This is a genomic window from Paraburkholderia ginsengiterrae (genome assembly GCF_001645125.1).
In the GTDB taxonomy this organism is placed as follows: Bacteria; Pseudomonadota; Gammaproteobacteria; order Burkholderiales; family Burkholderiaceae; genus Paraburkholderia; species Paraburkholderia ginsengiterrae.
Genome location: NZ_LXKA01000198.1, coordinates 59,774 through 81,114, shown reverse-complemented (window position 1 = coordinate 81,114; position 21,341 = coordinate 59,774). Strand labels below are relative to the sequence as shown.

At 63.4% G+C, this 21,341-nt stretch carries 21 protein-coding genes; 8 read left to right on the top strand and 13 right to left on the bottom strand.

Annotation, left to right across the window (positions count from 1 at the left end):
- Positions 1–40: 40 nt before the first annotated feature.
- Together recN and A6V37_RS15290 are read right to left on the bottom strand one after the other, a co-directional pair.
- Entirely contained in the window at positions 41–1,711 is a 1,671-nt protein-coding gene (gene recN / locus A6V37_RS15295) for a DNA repair protein RecN (RefSeq protein ID WP_064272551.1), read from the bottom strand.
- A 73-nt stretch (positions 1,712–1,784) separates the two neighbouring features.
- Positions 1,785–2,687: an NAD kinase gene (locus A6V37_RS15290; RefSeq protein ID WP_064272550.1), complete on the bottom strand. Its 903-nt coding sequence runs from the start codon at positions 2,685–2,687 to the stop codon at positions 1,785–1,787.
- Positions 2,688–3,005: 318 nt separating this feature from the next.
- Here A6V37_RS15290 and hrcA point away from each other — a divergent pair, with 318 nt between their 5' ends.
- From hrcA to A6V37_RS15275, 3 genes are all read left to right on the top strand, one after another.
- A complete protein-coding gene (gene hrcA / locus A6V37_RS15285) occupies positions 3,006–4,025 on the top strand; it encodes a heat-inducible transcriptional repressor HrcA (protein ID WP_064272549.1) in 1,020 nt (339 codons plus the stop codon).
- 171 nt (positions 4,026–4,196) lie between these two features.
- A complete protein-coding gene (gene hemH, locus A6V37_RS15280) occupies positions 4,197–5,267 on the top strand; it encodes a ferrochelatase (RefSeq protein ID WP_064272548.1) in 1,071 nt (356 codons plus the stop codon).
- 8 nt (positions 5,268–5,275) lie between these two features.
- Positions 5,276–5,683: an RNA-binding S4 domain-containing protein gene (locus A6V37_RS15275; protein ID WP_064272547.1), complete on the top strand. Its 408-nt coding sequence runs from the start codon at positions 5,276–5,278 to the stop codon at positions 5,681–5,683.
- Here the strand turns inward: A6V37_RS15275 and A6V37_RS41380 are convergent.
- Together A6V37_RS41380 and A6V37_RS40720 are read right to left on the bottom strand one after the other, a co-directional pair.
- Positions 5,655–5,816, bottom strand: a complete 162-nt coding sequence (locus A6V37_RS41380) for a hypothetical protein (RefSeq protein ID WP_165614513.1) — start codon at positions 5,814–5,816, stop codon at positions 5,655–5,657. The genes A6V37_RS15275 and A6V37_RS41380 overlap by 29 nt on opposite strands.
- Positions 5,817–5,962: 146 nt before the next feature.
- Positions 5,963–6,196, bottom strand: a complete 234-nt coding sequence (locus tag A6V37_RS40720; protein ID WP_131799962.1) for a hypothetical protein — start codon at positions 6,194–6,196, stop codon at positions 5,963–5,965.
- Here A6V37_RS40720 and grpE point away from each other — a divergent pair.
- The 4 genes from grpE to pabB all read left to right on the top strand — a co-directional run bounded on the left by grpE (position 6,195) and on the right by pabB (position 12,486).
- Positions 6,195–6,779, top strand: coding sequence for a nucleotide exchange factor GrpE (gene grpE / locus A6V37_RS15265; RefSeq protein ID WP_064272596.1), 585 nt, complete (start codon positions 6,195–6,197; stop codon positions 6,777–6,779). The two genes, A6V37_RS40720 and grpE, sit on opposite strands and share 2 nt — an antisense overlap.
- A 396-nt stretch (positions 6,780–7,175) precedes the next feature.
- The gene (dnaK, locus tag A6V37_RS15260; RefSeq protein ID WP_064272545.1) at positions 7,176–9,128 is read left to right on the top strand and encodes a molecular chaperone DnaK; all 1,953 of its coding nucleotides are present in this window, start codon (positions 7,176–7,178) and stop codon (positions 9,126–9,128) included.
- Positions 9,129–9,398: 270 nt separating this feature from the next.
- Positions 9,399–10,538, top strand: a complete 1,140-nt coding sequence (dnaJ, locus tag A6V37_RS15255) for a molecular chaperone DnaJ (protein WP_064286112.1) — start codon at positions 9,399–9,401, stop codon at positions 10,536–10,538.
- A 25-nt stretch (positions 10,539–10,563) separates the two neighbouring features.
- A complete protein-coding gene (gene pabB, locus A6V37_RS15250; RefSeq protein WP_064272543.1) occupies positions 10,564–12,486 on the top strand; it encodes an aminodeoxychorismate synthase component I in 1,923 nt (640 codons plus the stop codon).
- Between the two features lie 63 nt (positions 12,487–12,549).
- Here pabB and A6V37_RS42840 read toward each other — a convergent pair whose 3' ends face one another.
- The 8 genes from A6V37_RS42840 to A6V37_RS15215 form a co-directional block, all read right to left on the bottom strand.
- Positions 12,550–12,684, bottom strand: a complete 135-nt coding sequence (locus tag A6V37_RS42840; protein ID WP_278185314.1) for a hypothetical protein — start codon at positions 12,682–12,684, stop codon at positions 12,550–12,552.
- Between the two features lie 139 nt (positions 12,685–12,823).
- Positions 12,824–13,639, bottom strand: coding sequence for a 3-methyl-2-oxobutanoate hydroxymethyltransferase (gene panB / locus A6V37_RS15245; RefSeq protein WP_064272542.1), 816 nt, complete (start codon positions 13,637–13,639; stop codon positions 12,824–12,826).
- A 37-nt stretch (positions 13,640–13,676) separates the two neighbouring features.
- Positions 13,677–14,357 (bottom strand): deoxynucleoside kinase, encoded by a 681-nt coding sequence (locus A6V37_RS15240; RefSeq protein WP_064272541.1) that lies wholly within the window; start codon positions 14,355–14,357, stop codon positions 13,677–13,679.
- A complete protein-coding gene (folK, locus tag A6V37_RS15235) occupies positions 14,354–14,902 on the bottom strand; it encodes a 2-amino-4-hydroxy-6-hydroxymethyldihydropteridine diphosphokinase (RefSeq protein WP_064272540.1) in 549 nt (182 codons plus the stop codon). Before folK ends, A6V37_RS15240 begins: the two co-directional genes overlap by 4 nt.
- Before the next feature lie 48 nt (positions 14,903–14,950).
- The gene (pcnB, locus tag A6V37_RS15230) at positions 14,951–16,546 is read right to left on the bottom strand and encodes a polynucleotide adenylyltransferase PcnB (protein ID WP_064272539.1); all 1,596 of its coding nucleotides are present in this window, start codon (positions 16,544–16,546) and stop codon (positions 14,951–14,953) included.
- Positions 16,543–17,229, bottom strand: a complete 687-nt coding sequence (locus tag A6V37_RS15225; RefSeq protein WP_064272538.1) for a histidinol-phosphatase — start codon at positions 17,227–17,229, stop codon at positions 16,543–16,545. The genes pcnB and A6V37_RS15225 overlap by 4 nt, the downstream gene beginning before the upstream one ends.
- The gene (hda, locus tag A6V37_RS15220) at positions 17,222–18,004 is read right to left on the bottom strand and encodes a DnaA regulatory inactivator Hda (protein ID WP_064272537.1); all 783 of its coding nucleotides are present in this window, start codon (positions 18,002–18,004) and stop codon (positions 17,222–17,224) included. Before hda ends, A6V37_RS15225 begins: the two co-directional genes overlap by 8 nt.
- Positions 18,005–18,077: 73 nt before the next feature.
- Positions 18,078–19,154, bottom strand: coding sequence for an AI-2E family transporter (locus tag A6V37_RS15215; protein WP_064272595.1), 1,077 nt, complete (start codon positions 19,152–19,154; stop codon positions 18,078–18,080).
- A gap of 99 nt (positions 19,155–19,253) precedes the next feature.
- On the opposite strand from A6V37_RS15215, the gene purM reads away from it, so the two are divergent.
- On the top strand, positions 19,254–20,309 hold the full coding sequence (purM, locus tag A6V37_RS15210) for a phosphoribosylformylglycinamidine cyclo-ligase (protein WP_064286111.1): 1,056 nt from the start codon (positions 19,254–19,256) through the stop codon (positions 20,307–20,309).
- Between the two features lie 74 nt (positions 20,310–20,383).
- On the opposite strand, the gene miaA is transcribed toward purM, so the two are convergent.
- Complete coding sequence (gene miaA / locus A6V37_RS15205) at positions 20,384–21,331, bottom strand: tRNA (adenosine(37)-N6)-dimethylallyltransferase MiaA (protein WP_064272535.1); 948 nt, start codon at positions 21,329–21,331, stop codon at positions 20,384–20,386.
- Positions 21,332–21,341: the final 10 nt, after the last annotated feature.

Sequence of the window (21,341 nt, the reverse complement as noted above, 5' to 3'; positions counted from 1 at the left end):
TGTGCCGCGCGCCTGCCGCTGCCAGTCAGCCGATGGACGCCTAGGCCGCCAGCATTTCCTTCGCGTGCTTGCGGGTGGTCGGGGTGATCTCCAGGCCACCCAGCATGCGCGCGACTTCTTCGACGCGGCTCGTCTTGTCGAGCGAGGTCACGCTGCTGACCGTACCGCCCTTGCCATTGCCGGTTTTCGCCACCTGAAAATGATGGTCGCCGCGCGCCGCGACTTGCGGCAAGTGCGTCACGCACAGCACCTGGCGTGCCTGCCCGAGCTGATGCAACAGCCGTCCGACCACTTCGGCGACGCCCCCGCCGATTCCCGTATCCACTTCGTCGAAGATCAGGGTGGGCGTTGGGCTGGCGGCGCTGGCAATTACCGCGAGAGCCAGGCTGATCCGCGCGAGTTCCCCGCCTGAAGCGACTTTCGCGAGCGGCCGCAGCGGCACGCCCGCATGACCGGCGACGCGGAACTCGACCTGCTCGAGACCATGTGCACCGCCTTCGGGCAGCGGCACCAGGGCGACTTCGAAACTGCCGCCTTTCATCGACAATTCCTGCATGCCCGTGGTGACCGCCGCGCCCAGCGCCTTGCCGGCCTTGGCGCGGGCTTTCGAGAGTTTCTTCGCCTCGGCGAGGAAGTCTTCTTTGGCTTTGGCCTCGGCTGCGTGCAGGCTGTCGAGGTCGGCGGCGGCGTCGAGCGCGGCCAGTTGCGCGCGTCGTGCCTCGTGTTCTTCGGGCAGCGTTTCCGGCTTCAGGCGAAATTTGCGCGCCGCGGAATGCAATGCGTCGAGGCGCTTCTCGACTTGCGCCAGCCGGTCCGGATCGAGTTCGAGTTTTTGCGCGTAGTGGCTCAGCGAATACGCCGCTTCCTGCAACTGGATTTCGGCCGGCTCGAGCGCGGCCAGCACGTCGTTCAAGGCCGGATCGATTTCCGCGAGGTCGCGTACCTTCGAGACGATCGAGGAAAGATGCGTGATCATCGCCTCGTCCGATTCGGACAGTGCGCCGAGCGCGCCTTGCACACCGTCGATCAGATTGGCCGAGTGCGACAGCCGCCGGTGCTCGGTGTTGACTTCCTCCCACTCGCCCGGCTGCGGCGCGAGCTTGTCCAGTTCGGTGAGCTGCCAGGCGAGGCGCTCGCGTTCCAGTTGCAGCTCGCGGTCGCGCGTTTGCGCGTGCTCGACCGCCTGAACCTTCTCGCGCCAGGCGCGCCATGCTCGTGTGACGGTGGCCGACGCTTCGGCGAGGCCTGCGTGCGTGTCGAACAGTTCGCGTTGCGCGTCCGGGCGCATCAGCAACTGGTGAGCGTGCTGGCCGTGGATATCCACCAGCATCTCGCCGACTTCGCGCAACTGGGCGAGCGTGGCGGCCGTGCCGTTGATAAAGGCGCGCGAGCGGCCGTTGGCATCCACCACGCGCCGCAGCATCACCGTGCCGCCTTGATGGTCCTCGTCGTCGGCCGTGCCGAGCGCCTGCTCGTCGAGCCATTGCTCGACCTGCGCATGGGTCTCGAATTCCGCGGTGATATCCGCGCGGCTCTCGCCGGTGCGCACCACGTTCGCATCGGCGCGGGCGCCGAGCGCGAGCGCCAGCGCGTCGATCAGGATCGACTTGCCGGCGCCGGTTTCGCCGGAAAAAACAGTAAAGCCGCTGTCGAATTCGAGGTCGAGCGCGGCGACGATGACGAAGTCGCGTATCGAGAGGTGGCGAAGCATGGAGGTCGTCTGATGAGCTTGAGAGTCAGGTTTCGGCAGCAAGCGGCGTTCGCGTTCCGGGCGTGATCGCCACTCAGGGCTTGGTGTCTTCTTCGTGCGACGGATATTCGTTCCAGTGCAGCTTCTTGCGCAGCGTGGCGAAATGGCTGTAGCCGACCGGATGCAGCATCGGCACCGTATGACGCGAGCGGCGCACTTCGATGATGTCGCCGAGTTCCAGCGAGGTGAACGACTGCATGTCGAAATTGACGTTCACTTCACGTCCCGAGACGATCTGAATGCTGACTTTCGAATCGTCCGGCAGCACGATCGGACGGTTCGATAGTGCATGCGGGGCGATCGGCACCAGCACGATGCCCTGCAATTGCGGATGCAGGATCGGCCCTTGCGAGGACAGCGCGTAAGCGGTCGAGCCGGTCGGGGTGGCGACGATCAGGCCGTCCGAGCGCTGGTTGTACATGAACCGGCCGTCCACCGAGACACTCAGTTCCGCCATGCCCGAGAAGCCGCTTCGGTTGACCACCACGTCGTTGAAGGCCAGCGCGTGGTAGATCGGGGTGCCGCCGCGCATGATGCGCGATTCGAGCAGCACGCGTTCCTCGCGCTCGAACTTGCCGGACAGCATTTGCGGCACGAGCTCGTGCATGTCCGAGATCGGGATGTCGGTAATGAAGCCCAGCCGCCCGTGGTTGATGCCGATCAGCGGTGTGCGGTACGGCGCAAGCTGGCGGCCGATGCCGAGCATCGTGCCGTCGCCGCCCAGCACCACGGCGACGTCGGCGCGCGCGCCGATCTCCGCGGGGCGGAGCGCCGGATACTCGGTCACGCCGATTTCGGCGGCAGTCTCGGCCTCGAACACGACCTCGAAGCCGCGCTTGGCGATGCTCGAGGCGAGCGCGGTCAGCGGCTCGCCGATGCCCGGTGTGTTGTTGCGCCCAACGAGCGCGACGGTCTTGAACTGGCTGGTCACTTGCATGCCGGCATTACACCATAGGTAGGGTCTGAAAAGAACCGCAGACAGACCCGGTGGCGGGCCGGCGCGCGCGGGCCGCCAGCGCATCTCGCGATTATCGTTAGAATGGTGAAGTCTTGATGACATGCGCGCCGGGTAAAGTGCGGCGCGGCGCCGGCTGCCGGGCCGCTCACGCGTTGGCCGGCGCCGCGCCAGGACGAATGCCGGGGAACGCGCCGGACCGAAGACGAAGCGCCGTCCGGCCAGCCGGTGGCGCGTTCGTCAGGGATGGGCGCCCTTAGCGCTCGCGGTAGTCGTGCCATTGAGCTAAAATTTTCCGTCATGCTAGATCCTCGCGCACAAACCCTCCTCAAAACGCTGATCGAGCGCTACATCGCCGAAGGTCAGCCGGTCGGCTCGCGCACGCTGTCGCGTTATTCGGGCCTCGAACTGAGCCCGGCAACGATCCGCAACGTGATGTCCGACCTCGAGGATCTTGGGCTCGTGATCAGTCCGCATACTTCCGCCGGCCGCATTCCCACGCCGCGCGGCTATCGCCTGTTCGTGGACACCATGCTGACGGTGGAGTCCGCCGCGGACGAAGAAGCCGTGACGCGCACCGTCAAGACTACGCTGCAGGCAGGCGAACCGCAGAAAATCGTGGCCGCGGCGGCTAGCGTGCTGTCCAATCTGTCGCAGTTCGCCGGTGTGGTGCTCACGCCGCGGCGCAGCCACGTGTTCAAGCAGATCGAGTTCATGCGCTTGTCCGACAAGCGCATTCTGCTGATCATCGTGACGCCGGAAGGCGACGTGCAGAACCGCATGATGGCGACCCAGCGCGACTTCTCGCCGTCGGAACTGGTCGAAGCCTCCAATTACATCAACGCGCACTTCGCGGGCCTTTCGTTCGACGAGGTGCGCCGCCGCCTGCGCGAGGAAATCGACGCACTGCGCGGCGACATGACCACGCTGATGCACGCCGCGGTGACGGCGAGCACGGATGAAACCGACACTGGCGAGACCGTGCTGATTTCCGGTGAGCGCAACCTGCTCGAAGTCGCCGACCTTTCGTCGGACATGGCGCGCCTGCGCAAGCTGTTCGATGTGTTCGACCAAAAGACCAGTCTCCTTCAATTGCTCGACGTGTCGAGTCACGCGGCGGGTGTGCAGATTTTCATTGGCGGCGAATCGAATCTGGTGCCGATCGAGGAAATGAGCGTGGTGACTGCGCCGTACGAAGTGAACGGCAAGATCGTCGGCACGCTCGGCGTGATCGGACCCACCCGCATGGCCTACAACCGCGTGATTCCGATTGTGGATATCACGGCACGCCTGCTCTCCCTCACGCTTAGCCAGCAGTAACTATCCGAACTGCCATGGCGGCGCGTGCTGCCGCACATGATGCGTGACGGCGCGCCGCTTGCCAATTGGCCGAATGGCCGAGGGTGCAGGCCGGACCGGCACAGGGACCCCGCCGCTATAATGATTCCCACCTGAACGGACTTTCCGTCGAAACCGGTTATCTTGTCGCCTATGCGCTTCGACCTCGAGCGGCCTTCACAGAACGCTGCATCACACCGTGTCGCCGTGCTGCTCATCAATCTCGGCACGCCCGACGCGCCGACGCCGGGCGCGGTTCGCCGCTATCTCGCGCAGTTTCTGTCCGACCCGCGGGTGGTCGAGATTCCCGTGCTGCTCTGGCAGATCATTCTGCGCCTGCTGATTCTGCCGTCGCGAGGCCGCGCCTCCGCCCGGAAGTACGCCGCGGTCTGGATGCCTGAAGGCTCGCCGCTGCGTGTCCATACCGAGAAGCAGGTGGAAGGCTTGCGCCATCTGCTGCAACTGAACGATTACACAGTGCTGGTCGATTACGCGATGCGTTATGGCACGCCCGGCATTCCGGCCATGCTGAACCAGCTCAAGCTGGCAGGCGCAGAGCGTGTGCTGCTGATGCCGATGTACCCGCAGTATTCGTCGTCGACCACCGCCACGGCGTTCGACGATGCGTTTTCGGCCTTGAAGCGCATGCGCAATCAGCCGGAGATCCGCACCGTGCGCCAGTATGCCGACCATCCGGCGTATATTGCGGCGCTCGCCGCGCAGGTGCATCACTATTGGCATCAGCACGGCCGGCCGGACTTCGCGGCAGGCGACAAGCTGGTGCTGAGTTTTCACGGCGTGCCCAAACGTACGCTGGACCTTGGCGATCCGTACCACGATCAGTGTCAGCAAACGGGCGCGCTGTTGATGCAGGCGCTCGAACTGACGCCGGTGGAGTGCCGCATCACGTTTCAGTCGCGCTTCGGCAAGGCCGAATGGCTGCAACCCTACACGGCGCCCACGTTGAAAGAGTTAGGCGCGGCAGGCGTGCGGCGTGCTGATGTGTTTTGTCCGGGCTTTACCGCCGATTGCCTTGAAACGATTGAAGAAATCGGCATGGAAGTGCGCGACGAGTTCCTGCATGCGGGCGGCAAGGATTTTCATCGGATTCCCTGTGTGAATGCCTCGCAGGCGTGGATTGCCGCGCTCGGAGAAATCGTCGCGCAAAATCTGCAGGGCTGGCCGGTGCAGGCCGTGCCGGTAGCGCATACAACGGGAGCTTGAAGAGGCTCATGAACTACCGCATTTCAACCGAAGCGGGCGCGAAGCTGCGCATCGACAAATGGCTTTGGGCGGCGCGCTTTTTCAAAACGCGCTCGCTTGCCGCGGACGCTGTCGAGAAAGGGCATGTGCGCATTGGCGGCGCCAGCGTCAAGCCGGCCAAAGACGTGCGGGTCGGCGACCTGGTCGAGGTCGAGATCGAGCGGATTGTGTGGCAGGTGGAAGTGCTGGGCGTGTGCGACGTGCGCGGACCGGCGAGTGTTGCACAGACGCTTTACGCGGAAACCGGGGAGAGCAGGGAGAAACGGCAGGTCGAGCAGGAGCGGCGCAAGACGTTTCGCGAACCGGCGGCCGCCTTGCACGGACGGCCGACCAAACGCGACCGGCGCACTATCGACAAATTTTCAGGTGGGGATTGAACAGTTGTTCCATGGTCGCGTGCACGCCGCCGTATTCGGTGGTGTGCTCGTTGACAGCCCCGGACATGCAGATGGTCGTGGTGCCCGCAATGAGTACCAATGCGACCACCGAGATTGCAAAGGTCAGTTTCACGGTACTCCCCTCGGGAAGGTTCAGGATAAAGACGGTCGAATCGAGTGAAATTGCAAAGTGTCGGTAAGGTTTGCGTCAGATTAGGGTTAACGCGTCTTTTCCGATGTTTTATTGGAGCATAGGCCACTTGCAGGCCGCACTCAATCTCAATCTGATTGCGTCGGAATAATGGTTGTAACCGGGCATTTCTTCCGGCCGCGTGCGGTCTGAAAAAATCCGCGAGAACCGCTTGAAATGGTTCTTTCCGGCCTCATCTGCCGTTTTGATTTGCGGTGAGTCGCGAAGTTGTCTGTCGCGATTTTGCAACGCACAAACCGCACCATGGTTGAAGCGCTGCCGCCACCGTTGGCTTTTACTTTTTTTACGACTTTCAGCGACATGGAAAACACGCAAGAGAACCCGACGAGCCAGAATCCCACGCCCGCGGACGAAACCGCGCGCCAGGCCGCCGAGGCCGCAGCGCCCGAGCAGGAAGCCGCCGCAAACGTAGCGACCGACTCACCGGTCAGCGCCGAGCAGGCTGCATTGGCCGAAGCACAGGCCAAGATCGTCGAACTGCAGGAAAGCTTCCTGCGGGCCAAGGCCGAGACCGAAAACGTGCGCCGCCGCGCGCAGGAAGACGTCAGCAAGGCGCATAAGTTTGCGATCGAGAGCTTCGCCGAGCATCTGCTGCCGGTGATCGACAGTCTCGAAGCAGCTGTCGCCCACTCGTCCGACGATCTACAGAAAGTGCGCGAAGGCGTCGAACTCACGCTGCGCCAACTCACCGGCGCGCTGGAGAAAGGCCGCGTCGTTGCGCTGAATCCGGTCGGCGAGAAGTTCGATCCGCACCGCCATCAGGCCATTTCGATGGTGCCGGCCGATCAGGAACCGAACACGGTGGTCGCGGTGCTGCAGAAGGGTTTCGTGATCGCCGACCGTGTGCTGCGTCCGGCCCTCGTGACCGTCGCGGCGCCGAAATAAGCACGGAAGGGTTTTTGTAAGACGATTGACCCGGCGGGCAACGCCGTGGCCAACCTGACCGTCGACGCCACCGGGTTGGCCGGTTTCAGCATGCAGCAAATCGGCGCCGGGTCGTTCGACGCGGCGCTCAGCCTCAAAGGATTTCCGCAACGTCCATGAGTATCGGGGTCTGGGCCGGAGCTTCATGCTGCACGGCCCGCCCACGTGGGTGGAACAAATCCGGCCAAAAGTTCGACCGATTGAAAAAAATTAAAGACCGCATCGTAAAAGAGGTCTTGAAAACGATGCGGACGCACTTATGTTGAGTGCAGGCAGGAATTGAGAGCGAATCGCCTGACCGCCAACCGGGCAAACAGGGCGCTTCGCGCAGCGATCAAAGTTAGGAGATTAGTGAACATGGGCAAAATTATCGGCATCGACCTCGGCACGACCAACTCGTGCGTGGCGATCATGGAAGGCAATTCGGTCAAGGTGATCGAGAACTCGGAAGGTGCGCGCACCACGCCGTCGATCATCGCTTACATGGAAGACGGCGAGATTCTGGTCGGCGCGCCTGCAAAGCGTCAGTCGGTCACGAACCCGAAGAACACGCTGTACGCGGTCAAGCGCCTGATCGGCCGTCGCTTCGAAGAGAAAGAAGTGCAGAAGGACATCGGTCTGATGCCCTACAAGATCATGAAAGCCGATAACGGCGACGCATGGGTTGAAGTGCGCGATCAGAAGCTCGCACCGCCGCAAATCTCCGCGGAAGTGCTGCGCAAGATGAAGAAGACCGCTGAAGACTACCTCGGTGAGCCGGTCACGGAAGCGGTGATCACGGTTCCCGCGTACTTCAACGACAGCCAGCGCCAGGCAACCAAAGACGCCGGCCGCATCGCCGGTCTGGAAGTCAAGCGGATCATCAACGAGCCGACCGCGGCTGCTTTGGCTTTCGGTCTGGACAAGGCCGAAAAGGGCGACCGCAAGATCGCGGTGTATGACCTGGGCGGCGGTACGTTCGACGTGTCGATCATCGAAATTGCCGACGTCGACGGTGAAATGCAGTTCGAAGTGCTGTCCACGAACGGCGACACGTTCCTCGGCGGTGAGGACTTCGACCAGCGCATCATCGATTACATCATCGGCGAGTTCAAGAAGGAACAAGGCGTCGACCTGTCGAAAGACGTGCTCGCGCTGCAACGCCTGAAGGAATCGGCTGAAAAGGCCAAGATCGAGCTGTCGTCGAGCCAGCAAACCGAAATCAACCTGCCGTACATCACGGCCGACGCGTCGGGTCCGAAGCATTTGAACCTGAAAATCACGCGTGCCAAGCTGGAAGCGCTGGTTGAAGAGCTGATCGAACGCACGATCGAACCGTGCCGCGTGGCGATCAAGGACGCAGGCGTGAAGGTCGGTGAAATCGACGACGTGATTCTGGTCGGCGGTATGACCCGCATGCCGAAGGTGCAGGAAAAGGTTAAGGAATTCTTCGGCAAGGATCCGCGCCGTGACGTGAACCCGGACGAAGCCGTGGCCGTTGGCGCCGCGATTCAAGGCCAGGTTCTGTCGGGCGACCGCAAGGACGTTCTGCTGCTCGACGTGACCCCGCTGTCGCTCGGCATCGAAACGCTCGGCGGCGTGATGACGAAGATGATCAACAAGAACACCACGATCCCGACCAAGCACGCACAGGTCTACTCGACGGCTGACGACAATCAGAGCGCCGTGACGATCAAGGTGTTCCAGGGCGAGCGCGAAATGGCAGCCGGCAACAAGCTGCTGGGCGAGTTCAACCTGGAAGGCATTCCGCCGGCACCGCGCGGCACGCCGCAGATCGAGGTGAGCTTCGACATCGACGCAAACGGCATCTTGCACGTCGGCGCGAAAGACAAGGCGACCGGCAAGGAAAACCGCATCACGATCAAGGCCAACTCGGGCCTGTCCGAAGCCGAAATCGAGAAGATGGTGAAGGACGCCGAAGCGAACGCGGAAGAAGACCACAAGATGCGTGAACTGGCCGATGCCCGCAACCAGGGCGACGCGCTGGTCCACAGCACGAAGAAGGCGCTCGTCGAATACGGCGACAAGCTGGAAGCCGGCGAGAAGGAAAAGATCGAAACCGCGCTGAAGGACCTCGAAGACGCGCTGAAGAGTGGCTCGAGCGACAAGGCGGACATCGAAGCCAAGATCGAAGCGGTGGCGACGGCCTCGCAGAAGATGGGTGAAAAGATGTATGCCGACATGCAGGCCGCGCAAGGTGCGGAAGCTGCGGCAGCGGGCGCGGCAGGCGCGGGTGCTTCGGCTGGTGGCGCAAGCCAGCAGCAGGACGACGTGGTCGACGCCGAGTTCAAGGAAGTCAAGAAAGACTAAAGCCAGGTCGTTTTTCGACCGTAAAGCCGCACACAGCGATGTGTGCGGCCCGGCTGCACAAGGCGCTGCGCTTTCTTCTGCGAGCGCAACGTGCAAGAGCGGTTATCACGCCTGGCGAGCCTCTTGGGGCTCTCCGGGCACATTTGTTTTATGGAGGGCGTTGTTTTTTGCTGCGTTCGAGCGGCATGAAACAGCGTCCGGACGAGTCGTGAGACTCCAGCATTCAAGAGGAGCCACCGCGTCGCATGGCGCGCGTGGCGCTGAACCGATATGGCGAAACGGGATTACTACGAGGTTCTGGGCGTCGCGAAGAACGCGAGCGACGACGAAATCAAGAAGGCTTATCGCAAGCTCGCGATGAAGCACCACCCCGACCGCAATCCGGGCAACAAGGATGCGGAAGAGCATTTCAAAGAGGTGAAGGAAGCCTACGAAATGCTGTCGGACTCGCAAAAGCGTGCCGCGTACGATCAGTACGGCCACGCAGGCGTCGATCCGAATATGGGCGGCGCCGGCGCGCAAGGTTTCGGCGGCTTTGCCGATGCGTTCGGCGATATTTTCGGCGACATCTTCGGCCAGGCGGCCGGTGGCGCCGCGCGCGGCGGCGGCCGTGCAGGTCCGCAGGTGTATCGTGGCGCAGATCTGCGCTACAGCATGGAAATCACGCTGGAGCAGGCCGCCCACGGCTACGACACGCAGATTCGCGTGCCGAGCTGGGTCTCGTGCGAAGTCTGTCACGGTTCGGGCGCGAAGCCCGGCACCAAGCCGGAAACCTGCCCGACCTGTAGCGGTTCGGGTTCGGTGCGGATGTCGCAGGGCTTTTTCAGCATCCAGCAGACCTGCCCGAAGTGCCATGGCTCGGGCACCTATATTCCCGATCCGTGCGGCCATTGCCATGGCGCGGGCAAGGTGAAGGAAACCAAGACGCTGGAAGTGAAGATTCCGGCAGGCATCGACGACGGCATGCGGATCCGCTCCGCCGGCAACGGCGAGCCGGGCATCAATGGCGGACCGTCGGGCGATCTGTACGTCGAGATTCACATCAAGCAGCACTCGGTGTTCGAGCGCGACGGCGACGATCTGCATTGCCAGATGCCGATTCCGTTCACCACCGCGGCGCTGGGCGGCGAAATCGAAGTGCCGACGCTCGCGGGCCGCGCCAGCTTTACGGTGCCGGAGGGCACGCAATCGGGCAAGACGTTCCGTCTGCGTGGCAAGGGTATCAAGGGGCTGCGTTCGAGCATTGCCGGCGATCTGTACGTGCACGTGCAAGTCGAAACGCCGGTCAAGCTCACCGACTCGCAGCGCGACCTGCTCAAGCAGTTCGAAAAGGCGCTGGTCGAGGGTGGCGCGCGGCATAGCCCGCAAAGCAAGAGCTGGTTTGACCGGGTGAAGAGCTTCTTCGATTAATGGCAGTTTGAAGTTGGCGGTAAGCATGACGGCAGATGAGCGCGGCGCAGTATTCGCGCTGCTTGACGATTGCGACGCGACGGCGGCGCGCCGTTCGAGTCGTCTGTATACGGGTTTCATGCATGAGCGGGTGTGCGCGGACGCCGTGCAACTCGAGCATGTGTGCGAGGCCGTCGCTGCGGACACACGGCGTGGTCTGCATGCCGTCGTGCTCGCCGACTATGAATTTGGCCGGCATCTTCTCGATGGAGATGCGCAGAGATCTTCGACAACGCAGCGTGGCGATGCCACGCTGCGTTTTTTATTGTTCGAACGTTGCGAGAAGCGCTCGCGTGAAGAGGTCGATGCGTGGCTCGTGACGCGCGATAGCGGCGCGGCCGAACCCTCGGTGGCGGGCACTTCCAACGTGCGCGCGAGCGTCGATCCTGTGCAATTCGAAGCGGCGATCGACGCGATCCATGCAGCCCTGCGGGCGGGCGATTCCTATCAGGTCAACTACACGTATCGGCTCGGCTTCGATGTATTCGGCTCGCCCACCGCGCTGTACCGGCGACTGAGGGCGCGGCAGCCGGTTCCCTATGGTGCGCTGATCGCGTTGCCGGACGGCGGCTGGGTGCTGTCATGTTCGCCGGAGCTCTTTATCGAGAAGCAGGGCGAGAGCTTGCGAGCGCGGCCGATGAAAGGCACCGCGCCGCGCTTCGACGATCCACCGGCCGACCGGCGCTCAGCAGAATTCCTCGGCAACGATCCGAAAAACCGCGCCGAAAACGTGATGATCGTCGACCTGTTGCGCAACGATTTGTCGCGGGTGGCGCAAACTGGCTCGGTCAAGGTGCCGGCGCTGTTTTCGGTCGAACCGTATCCTTCGGTTTGGCAGATGACGTCGACGGTACACGCGACGTTGCGCAACGGCACGTCGTTTGCCGGAATACTACGCGCGCTGTTTCCGTGCGGGTCGATCACGGGCGCGCCGAAGCATCGCACGATGCAATTGATAGAAGAACTGGAAAGCACGCCGCGCGGACTCTATACGGGTGCGATCGGCTGGCTCGATGCACCTTGTCCGGGTGACGATACTAATGATTCAGCCAGACCCGCAGCCCTTGTCAACGAAGCCAGCTGCGGCGACTTCTGCCTGTCCGTGGCCATCCGCACGTTGACGTTGAACCGCGCCCGGCAGACCGGCAAACTGCAAGGCACGATGGGTGTTGGCGCAGGTATCGTGCTCGACAGCATCGCCGCCGACGAATATGCGGAGTGCCAATTGAAGGCCAGCTTTCTGACCGGCGCCGAGCCGGGTTTCGAGCTGTTCGAGACAATGTACGCGACGCGGGAAGAGGGCGTGCGGTATCTGTCACGTCATCTCGCGCGCCTTTCGTCGAGCGCTGCGGCGCTTGGCTTCAGACTCGACGACTTGGACGCCGTCCGTGCGCAGATCGCGTCGACCTGTGCGTCGTTGCCGGCGCAAACTCCGCACCGTATGCGGCTCACGCTGGGCAAAAGCGGTACGGTGCAGATTACCGCCGCCGTGTTGACGCCGTTACGCGGGCCGACCGTCGGCGTGCTGCTCGGCCCCGATCACGCCTTCTCCGCAACCGACGCCAGCGACCCGTTGCTGCGCCACAAAACCACGCGCCGCGCCGAATTCGATCGCGGTTGGCGCGAAGCCGAGGCGAAGGGTGCATTCGATACGCTGTTCTTTAACGAGCAGGGCGAGTTGACCGAGGGCGGCCGGTCGAATGTCTTTGTGAAGCTGGCAGGGCACTGGTGGACACCGCCTCTTGCGGCGGGCGTGCTGCCCGGTGTGATGCGAAGCGTTTTACTTGAGGACACGTCGGGCCTGCAAGCGGCGGAACGTGTGCTGACCCGGACCGATCTGCAAAACGCCGAAGCCCTGATGGTGTGCAATGCTTTGCGAGGCGCAGTGCCGGCGCGGATTGTGGATTGAGGCAGGCAGGAGAGTGTGCCGCTACCGGCGGTGAGCGGCACCGTGCAGGTTCACCACGCGGTCTTAGCCGTGCAGAACATGCAGCAATCGGCCCATCCAGCCGCTCAGGCGCTCGTGCCAGGTGGATTCCCGCGCGTCATGCGGTATGGTGGCGTGGTCGCGGATTCCCGCAACGTCGATCAGGCAAAATGGGCTCATGGTGGTCTCTCTTCGGCTCGCGGCGGCACCGCGTTAACAGGTAGACGAAGATAGACAACCGGCTTTGCATGCGAAATCGGATTGCTCCCAAAACGGGCAAGAAGATGCCCGTTCCGGCGGAGTTTTTATTGAATGAACCTTAGAACGTGTGCTCCGGGCCAGGAAACGAACCGTCCTTCACCGCGCTCACATACGCTTCCACGGCCGCCTGAATGCTCGGCTGCCCCTGCATGAAATCCTTCACGAAGCGCGGACGTTTGCCGGGGAAAATCCCCAGCATGTCGTGCAGTACCAGCACCTGACCCGAACAATCCAGACCCGCGCCGATGCCGATCGTCGGAATACGCAATTGCTTCGTGACGCCACTCGCGAGCAGCGTCGGAATCGCTTCCATCACGATCAGTTGCGCGCCGGCCTCCTGAACGGCGAGCGAGTCACGCAGCAACTGGGTCGCGCCTGCCTCGGTCTTGCCCTGCACCTTGAATCCGCCGAATGCGTGCACCGACTGCGGCGTCAGGCCGACGTGCGCGCACACGGGAATCGAGCGCTCGACCAGGAAACGCACTGTCTCCGCCAGCCATTCGCCGCCTTCGAGTTTCACCATCTGCGCGCCTGCGCGCATCAATTCCACCGAGCTTTTGAACGCGTCTTCCGGCGTGCCGTATGTGCCGAACGGGAGGTCGGCCACGATCAGCGCCGTGGGCCGCGCACGCGCCACGCTGGCCGTGTGATACGCGATGTCGGCGAGCGACACGGGCAGGGTGGTCGTCTGCCCTTGCAGCACGTTGCCAAGCGAGTCGCCGATCAGCAGCACGTCGACGCCCGCGCGATCGAGCAGCGCGGCGAAGCTCGCGTCGTAACAGGTGAGCATGGCGATTTTTTCGCCGGCGTCACGCATCGCCTGCAGTTTCGGCACGGTGATGGCGTTCCGGCTCGCTTCCTGCAAATAGGTCATGGGTCAATCCGTTGGAAAAATGAGGTAGCCGCGCCGCTTAAAGCGACGTGCCTTTGACAAAGAATTCCTTGCGGCCGCGCATGGTTTCGATGCGTTCGGTGAGTAGCGCAAGGTCCGCGTCGGAGTCGAGCGGATTCAGGTGTTCGGCGTTGACCGTCAGCACGGGCGCGCCGTCGTAGTGATAGAAAAACTCGTTGTACGCATCGCACAGCGCGTTCAGATACGCGTCCGAAATCTGCAGTTCCATCGGCACCGCGCGCTTCTGGATGCGGGCGAACAGCACCTCGGGACTGGCCTGCAGATAAACCACGAAATCGGGCGCCGGCGCGCTGGTCTCGAGCCGCGCCGCGAGGGCGCGGTATAGGTGCCACTCGTCTTCCTGCAGGGTCAGGCGCGCGAAGATGTCGTTCTTCTGCGTCATGAAGTCGGCGATCAGCGGCGTACCGGACAGATGTGCTGCACTGACGTCCTGCGCCTGCTGCGCGCGTTGCAACGCGAAGTGCAGTTGCGCGGGCAGCGCGTAGCGTACGGTGTCGCGATAAAAGCGTTCGAGGAAGGGATTGTCCTGAGGGCGCTCGAACAGTTCGTGCATCGACCAGCGCTGCGCGAGGCGGCGCGCCAGTGACGTCTTGCCGACGCCGATCGGTCCTTCGATCGCGATATAACCGAACGGAGGCCGCAGTTGCGGCGCGGTGACGGTAAGCGGCGCGGTATTCATTCGCCGCGGTCCTTGCCGTTCGAGGCGTCACAGTCGGTCAATGCATTGAGCATAGGGCACTGGCACGGCCCCTTCACTTTTTCGATGCGCTGGTCGCTCACGCCGCTGAGCAGCGCCTCAGCGCGACCATGTCGCGGGATGACCAGCGCCGCGTCAATCTCGACGAGCGGCACCAACGCAAAAGCGCGCTCGGTCAGGCGCGGATGCGGCACGATCAGATCGGCTTCGTCGATGGATTGATCGCCAAACAGCAGAATGTCCAGATCGAGTGTGCGCGGCGCATTGCGAAACGGCCGCTCGCGGCCGAACTGATGCTCGATCTTGTGACAGAGCGCCAGCAGATGCCGCACGGGGAGCGTCGTGTCGATCTTCACGACACAGTTGAAATAATCGTCACCGCCCGCGTCGATCGGGGCAGTGCGATACAGGCTCGACTTGGCGAGCACGGTGATGGTGTGCTGTTGTGCGAGACACACCACCGCGTCTTTCAGGGTCTGGCGCGCGTCCCCGAGATTCGCGCCGAGGCCGAGATAAGCAACCGTCATGGCATTACTTCCTGCAACTATCGTTCGACGGCTTCAGCGAATATCGCCTCAGTCTTCGTGCGAGCCGTCGTGGCCCGCGTCGTTGGCTGTGCGTTCGGCTGGCGTGCCGCCCTCCAATCCTTCGCCCGCGTTGCGGCCTCTGGCGCCACTGCTGCGCCGCCGTCGTTTTCTGGGGCTTCGGTCCTTCCCGCCTTGCGTGAGCAATGTCTCACGTGCGGCGACGTCTCCTGCTATGAAATCCGTCCACCACGCGCCAACCGACTCATCGAGTTCGCCTGATTCGCAGCGCAACAGGAGGAAATCATACCCCGCTCTAAATCTTTGGTGTTCCAGCAGCTTCAGGGCACTTCTTCCCGAGCGTTTTTCGAGGCGCAGCTGCAGGCCCCAGATTTCGCGCATATCCGACGAGAAGCGTTTGTGGATGGCCAGTTTCTCGGTCTGCATGTCGAGCACGTCGTCCATCGCGTGATGCAATGCGGGGACCGGATATTCCCCGTCCGCCTCGAACTTTTGCCAGCGCTGCTGCACGTCGTGCCACAACAGCGTGGCGAACAGGAACCCCGGCGACACGGGCTTGCCGGCGCGCACGCGGGCATCCGTGTTGTTCAGCGCCAGCGAGATGAATTTTTCACCGATGGGCTGCTCCAGCACCACGTCGAGCAGGGGCAGCAGGCCATGATGCAGGCCTTCCTGGCGCAGGCGTTTCAAACACGCGAGCGCATGGCCCGACAGCAGCAGCTTGAGCGTCTCGTCGAACAGACGCGCGGCGGGCACGTTGTTGATCAGATCGGCCATTTTGGCGATCGGCGCGCGGGTGCTTTCCTCGATCTCGAAGCCGAGCTTCGCGGCAAAACGCACCACGCGCAGCATGCGCACCGGATCTTCGCGGTAGCGCGTGGCCGGGTCGCCGATCATGCGCAAGAGACGCGCGCGCATGTCGGCCATGCCGTTGTGATAGTCCAGCACGGTTTCCGTGGCCGGATCGTAGTACATCGCGTTGATCGTGAAGTCGCGCCGCGTGGCGTCTTCGTGCTGCTCGCCCCACACATTGTCGCGCAGCACGCGGCCGCTTGCGTCCACCGCATGGGTGCGGCGGTCGAGCTCGTCGCGCTTCAGGCGGCGCGGCGGCGGCGCGTCGGCCGCGGGCGGGTCGACGAGCGCGCGGAACGTGGAGGTTTCGATGATTTCCTGGCCGAACTGCACGTGCACGATCTGAAACCGGCGGCCGATAATGCGCGCCCGGCGGAACAGCTTCTGCACCTGTTCGGGGGTGGCGTCGGTGGCGACGTCGAAGTCTTTCGGCTTGATGCCGAGCAGCAGATCGCGCACCGCGCCGCCGACGATAAACGCACGGTGCCCCGCCTGTTGCAGGCCTTCGGTCACGCGAATTGCGTTCCTCGAGATCAGCGTGGGATCGATGCCGTGCACGTCGTGCGGAATGATGACCGGCACGTCCGGGTCGTGCACGGTTTTGGCGGCTGCGCCGGCGCCTGACCGGGCGGGCTTGCGGCGCGCCTTGCTGGCGCCGGACGTGGTGTGCGCCGGTGCGTTGCCGGTCGGATTCGTTTCGGCTTCGTCGGGCGGGGTGTCGTCAGCGGGCGCCGCGTCCTGGCCGAATAGCTTGCGGATAAGTTTTTTGATCACGAGGGTTGAAAGAGTTCGAGGATGCGCCAGCCATTGGCCTGCGCATGGGCGCGCAATGTGTCATCCGGATTGGTCGCGATCGGGTCGGTGACTTTTTCGAGCAACGGAATGTCGTTGTGCGAATCGCTATAGAAATAGCTGTGCTCGAAGTCGCCCCACGTTTTGCCGAGCGAGGTGAGCCACGCTTCGGTGCGGACGATCTTGCCTTCCTTGTAGCTCGGCGTGCCGGTGGGGCGGCCGGTGTACGGCGAATGTGGCTGGCCGTCCACGGTTTCCGCTTCGCAGGCGATCAGCGCGTCGACGCCGAAGGCCTGGGCGATCGGGCGGGTAATGAATTCGTTGGTGGCGGTCACCACGCAGCACAGGTCGCCGGCTTCACGGTGCTGCTTCACCAGCTCCACGGCGACCGGAAAGATGGCCGGCGTGATGACTTCGTGCATGTACTGCGCGTGAAGCTCCGCGAGCTGCGCGCGCGTGTACTTCGCGAGCGGCGTCAGCATGGTGATCAGATAGGCGTGAATGTCGAGCTTGCCGGCTTTGTAGTCGGCGAAAAAGCGGTCGTTTTCACGGGCGAAATTGTCGGCGTCGACCATGCCTTGTTTCACCATGAAGCGGCCCCATTCGTGGTCGCTGTCGGTGGGGATGAGCGTGTGATCGAGGTCGAAGAGTGCGAGGTTAGCCATGGGGGCCTATTTTACTTGAAGCGGCGGGAGACTGACCCGAAGCACCGTGCGAACCCGCCGCGAAGGGCGCGCCGCGCCGTTCGTCGGCATCGGGCGAAGCGAGCATGGTGCGCAACAGCGGCAGCGTGACTGCGCGTTTCTGTTCGAGCGAAAAGCGGTCGAGCGCGTCGAGCAGCGCCATCAGGCTCGGCATGTCGCGGCGAAAGTGCGTGAGCAGGTAGGCCGGCACGTCGTCGGCGAGCATGATGCCGCGCTCGCGTGCTGCGTGTTTCAGCACGGCGGCTTTGCCTTCATCCGGCAGCGGCGAGAGATGGAACACGAGACCCCAGCCGAGGCGCGTGCGCAAATCCTCGCGCACGGTCATGCCGATGGGCGGCGCGTTGCCCGCGGCGACCAGCGCGCTGGTGGGGTGCGCGCGCACTTCGTTGAACAGGTTGAAGACAGCGATCTGCTGCGCGGCCGACAGGCCGTCGCAATCGTCGATGGCGTAGAGCGCGACGCGCGGGTCGAAGCTGAACGCGGCGAGGCTGCTCTGCGGGCCGGCAAAGCGTGCGTGACCCGGCGGCGCTTCGTGCACGAGCGCCTGCAGCAGGTGCGTGCGGCCGCTGCCGGACTCGCCCCAGAGGTAGAAGGTGCGATCGGCGACCGGCCCGGCGGCGAGCGCGTTGTCGAGCTCACGCAGGCGCGTGACCAGCTCGGCGTTGGCGCCGGCGAAGAAATTGTCGAATGTCGATGGCGGCGGGGTGCCGAGATCGAGCGTCAGTTGACGAAGCACAGTAGGTGATTGCCGAAAATGAGGCTAAGCCGCAATGGGCCCCGACCTCGGGCCCTGAATAGTCAATGAGCCGTCAGTTGTTATATAGCGTGCTCGTCAGATAGCTTTGACGCAACTCGCGCAGCGCGACGGACAGGATCGCGCTGACCGGCAACGCAAGCAGAATGCCGAAAAAGCCGAATAACTGGCCGAACGCGAGCAGCGCGAAGATGACCGCGAGCGGGTGCAGGCCGATCCGCTCGCCCACGAGGCGCGGCGTGAGATAAAAGCTCTCTACGATCTGACCGAGCCCGTAAATCACCGCGACCGCGCCAAAGCCATACCAGCTGCCGAACTGCAGCAACGCCGCGAGCAGCGCCAGCGCGAGGCCGGTGGCAAAACCGACGTACGGGATAAACACCGCGAGGCCCGTGAAAATGCCCACCGGCAAGGCGATTTCGAAGCGGGCGATGGTCAGCGCAATCGCATAGTACGCTGCCAGCACCCCCATCACGAGCAACTGGCCGCGCAGGTATTGCGACAGCATCTGATCCATGTCGCGTGCGAGCTGCAGCGTCTTGTCGAGCCAGCGGCGCGGCACCGCGATCTGCACGCGGGCGAGCATGCGATTCCAGTCGTACAGTAGATAGAACAGCACGAGCGGCACCAGCACGAGGTTGCCGACCACCGTCACCATGACGTTGCCGCTCGTGCGAATGTAAGTCCACGCGTACACGGCGACGGTTTGCGCGCTGCCTTCCAGCTGTCCCATCACGAGATCGCGGATGCTGGCGAAATCGAGCGAATCGGCGAGGCCCAGCATGGCCAGCTTGGGTTGCAGCCACGCGTTGACGTGCGCGAACAGCACGGGCACCTGTTGCCGCAATTGCGGCGCTTCTTTCTGGATGACGGCGAAGACCATCAGCACGAGCAGCGTCAGTGCCAGCGTGAAGAGCAGCATCATCAGCAAGGCCGCCAGCGCGCGCGGCACATGCCGGCGTACCATCCACGCAACGCCTGGCTGCAGGATGTACGCGAGAATCGCGCCGAGCAGGAACGGCGTGAGGACCGGACTCAGCAGCCAGAGCAGAATGCCGACGCCCAGCGCGATAGCCAGCCAGATGATGGCGCGGCGCTGCACAGGTGTCACTGTCGAGGGTTTCTCTTGCAAAATGGTTTCTCTGGTGTCGTCGGAACCGGACAATACAATTCCAGCCAGTCGGCCAGCATCGGGTAAAATCGCATTTTACCGACCTTCTCGCTCTTCCCCATGAATCAACCGAAATCCGCCCCAGAATCCCAAGGTTTGTCGTATCGCGACGCCGGCGTGGACATCGACGCGGGCGACGCCCTTGTCGACGCGATCAAGCCCTTTGCCAAAAAGACGATGCGCGACGGCGTGCTGGGCGGCATCGGCGGATTCGGCGCGCTGTTCGAGGTGCCGAAGAAGTATAAGGAGCCGGTGCTGGTGTCCGGCACCGACGGCGTCGGCACCAAGCTGCGCCTCGCCTTTCAACTGAACAAACACGACACCGTCGGCCAGGATCTGGTGGCGATGAGCGTGAACGACATTCTCGTGCAGGGCGCCGAGCCGCTGTTCTTCCTCGATTATTTCGCCTGCGGCAAGCTGGACGTCGGCACGGCGGCAACGGTCGTGAAGGGCATCGCACATGGCTGCGAACTGTCGGGTTGCGCGCTGATCGGCGGCGAAACGGCGGAAATGCCGGGCATGTACCCCGACGGCGAGTATGATCTGGCCGGTTTCGCGGTTGGCGCGGTGGAAAAGAGCAAGATTATCGACGGCAGCACGATTGCCCCGGGCGACGTGGTGCTGGGTCTGGCTTCGAGCGGCATCCATTCGAACGGCTTTTCGCTGGTGCGCAAGATCATCGAGCGCGCCCAGCCTGACCTGAATGCCGATTTCGACGGCCGAACGCTCGCCGACGCGCTGATGGCGCCTACGCACATCTACGTGAAGCCGTTGCTGGCGTTGATGCAGCAGATCACCGTCAAAGGCATGGCGCACATCACGGGCGGCGGTCTGGTCGAAAATATTCCGCGCGTGCTGCGCGAAGGCCTGACGGCCGAGCTGGATCACAAGGCATGGCCGATGCCCCCGCTGTTCTCGTGGCTGCAACAGCACGGCGGCGTGGCGGATGCGGAAATGCACCGCGTGTTCAACTGCGGTATCGGCATGGCAGTGGTGCTGTCCGCCGCCGACGCCGACGCGGCAATCGGTCTGCTGTCCGCAGCCGGCGAAAAGGTCTGGAAAATCGGCGTGATTCGCGAAAGCGCGGCCGGTGAAGCCCAAACGGTCGTGGTTTAAAGGCTAGGTGCCTGCGCGGCGAGTGCGTTTCAAGCGCCGCGCGGGCTCAACGCCTCAATGTGTCAAAGCGGGTTTCAAACCAGCGCTTCAATCTCTTCAAGCACGCGCTCAGTCGCGCGCGGGTCGCAACAGTCCACCACCACCCGTTCCGTCATGCTCCGCAGCCATGTGAGCTGCCGCTTGCACAGCTGCCGGGTCGCAAATATGCCCTTGTCGCGCATGGTCGCATAGTCGACCGAACCGTCCAGATACTCCCAGACCTGCCGATAACCCACGCAGCGCATGGATGGCATGTCGGGCAGCAAATCGCCGCGTTCGCGCAACTTCACCACCTCATCGACGAAACCGCCGGCCAGCATGGCGTCGAAGCGCTTCTCGATGCGCGCATGCAGCACGCTGCGATCGGAAGGCTCCAGCGCAATCGGCACGAAGCGCCATGCCGCGGCCGCGTCGTCCTGCGGGGCCGGTGCGGCCAGCAATACCGACATGGCTTTTCCGCTCAGCATGAACACTTCGAGCGCCCGCTGAATCCGCTGTGAGTCGTTCGGCGCGAGGCGCGCGGCGGTCACGGGATCGACGGCGGCAAGGCGCGCATGCATGGCGGGCCAGCCATCGCGTGCGGCGTCGGCGTCGAGCGCGGCCCGCACTTCGGCATTGGCCGAGGGCAGATCGTTGAGGCCCTGGGTGAGCGCCTTGTAGTACAGCATGGTCCCGCCGACCAGCAACGGCAGGTGTCCGCGCGCATGTATCTCGCCGGTCAGCCGCAACGTGTCGGCGCGAAACTGCGCGGCCGAATAGGCGTCGGTGGGATCGACGATATCGATCAGGTGGTGCGGCGCCACCGCGCGCTCTTCGGCGCTCGGCTTGGCGGTGCCGATATCCATCTCGCGATAGACGAGCGCCGAATCGACGCTGATGATTTCCACCGGCCGCCGCGCGGCGAACGCCAGCGCGGCAGCGGTTTTGCCGGAGGCGGTCGGCCCGAGCAGGCAAGGGACCGGCGTGTGGGAGCGTGTATTCATAGGTGAGGCG